This window comes from Planktotalea arctica, from assembly GCF_002105285.1.
GTDB classification, from domain to species: domain Bacteria; phylum Pseudomonadota; class Alphaproteobacteria; order Rhodobacterales; family Rhodobacteraceae; genus Planktotalea; species Planktotalea arctica.
Map to the genome: position 1 here is coordinate 1 of NZ_MUHR01000045.1, position 1,781 is coordinate 1,781.

The window sequence follows — 1,781 nt, forward strand, 5'->3', positions numbered from 1 at the left end:
AAAACCTACCCCCCCTCAGGCGCGCTTTCGGCGTCGGCGCATGTTGATCTGGCGCGTTATGATGCGATGTATGCGGCCTCGATCGAGGATCCGGAGGCGTTCTGGGGCGCGCAGGGCAAGCGGGTCGATTGGATCAAACCCTTCACATCGGTGAAGGACGTCGATTTCAGCTACGGCGATGTGTCGATCAATTGGTACAAGGACGGCACGCTCAACGTCGCGGCGAACTGCATTGACCGCCACCTGCCCACCCGCGGCGACAAGACCGCGATCATTTTCGAGCCGGACAACCCCGAAGAGGGTGCCAAGCATATCACCTACAGCGAGCTGTCGCGCGCCGTGAACCGCATGGCCAACATCCTTGAGGACCTCGGCGTGCGCAAAGGCGATCGCGTCGTGCTCTACCTGCCGATGATCCCCGAAGCGGCCTATGCCATGCTCGCCTGTGCGCGCATTGGCGCGATCCACTCCATTGTTTTCGCAGGCTTTTCCCCAGATGCGCTTGCGGCGCGCGTCAACGGCTCGGACGCCAAGGTTGTCATCACCGCCGATTACGCCCCGCGCGGCGGCAAGGCCACCCCGCTCAAAAGCAACGCGGATGCGGCCCTGCTGCATTGCAAGGACACGGTCAAATGTCTGGTCGTCAAGCGCACGGGCGGGCAGACCACCTGGATCGATGGCCGCGACTATGACTATAACGAGCTGGCCCTGGAGGCCTCGGACGTCTGCGCCCCTGCGGAAATGTCTGCGGAAGATCCCCTTTTCGTGCTCTATACCTCGGGCTCGACCGGTCAGCCCAAGGGTGTCGTACACACAACTGGTGGATATTTGGTTTACGCGGCCATGACCCACGAGATTGTTTTTGATTACAAAGAGAATGATATTTTCTGGTGCACCGCCGATGTCGGCTGGGTCACAGGACATTCCTATATAGTTTACGGGCCCTTAGCCAATGGCGCGACCACCTTGATGTTCGAGGGCGTGCCCACATATCCCGACGCATCGCGCTTTTGGCAGGTCTGCGAGAAACACTCCGTTAACCAGTTCTACACTGCGCCGACGGCCATTCGCGCATTGATGGCGCAGGGTAACGATTTCGTAACAGGTAGCGATCTATCCTCGCTCAGAATCCTTGGAACAGTCGGGGAGCCGATCAACCCGGAGGCGTGGAACTGGTATAACGAGATTGTCGGGCAAGGCCGCTGCCCGATCGTCGATACATGGTGGCAGACCGAAACAGGCGGACATCTGATGACCCCCCTGCCCGGCGCGCATGCGATGAAGCCGGGTTCGGCGATGAAGCCGTTCTTCGGCATCGAGCCTGTGATCCTCGATCCGCAATCGGGTGTGGAAATCACCGGCAACCCCGCAGAGGGAGTGCTGTGTATCAAGGATAGCTGGCCCGGGCAGATGCGCACGGTCTGGGGCGATCACGCGCGCTTCCAGCAGACGTATTTCTCGGACTACAAAGGCTATTACTTCACCGGCGACGGGGCCAGGCGCGACGCGGACGGGGATTACTGGATCACGGGCCGCGTGGACGATGTGATCAACGTCTCGGGCCACCGCATGGGCACGGCCGAAGTCGAATCTGCACTGGTCGCCCACGCCAAAGTGGCCGAGGCCGCCGTGGTCGGCTATCCCCATGAAATCAAAGGTCAGGGCATTTATTGCTACGTGACCTTGATGAACGGCGAAGAGCCGTCTGACGAGTTGCTCAAAGAGCTTCGCACATGGGTGCGCACGGAGATTGGCCCCATCGCCTCGCCAGATGTGATCCA

The 1,781-nt window shown here is 60.4% G+C and carries 1 protein-coding gene; it reads left to right on the top strand.

All coding sequences use genetic code 11. The annotated features are described in order from the left end of the window. Positions 1 to 1,781, top strand: a 1,781-nt coding sequence (acs, locus tag B9P63_RS18800) for an acetate--CoA ligase (protein WP_139816302.1), incomplete at both ends; no start/stop codon positions are given.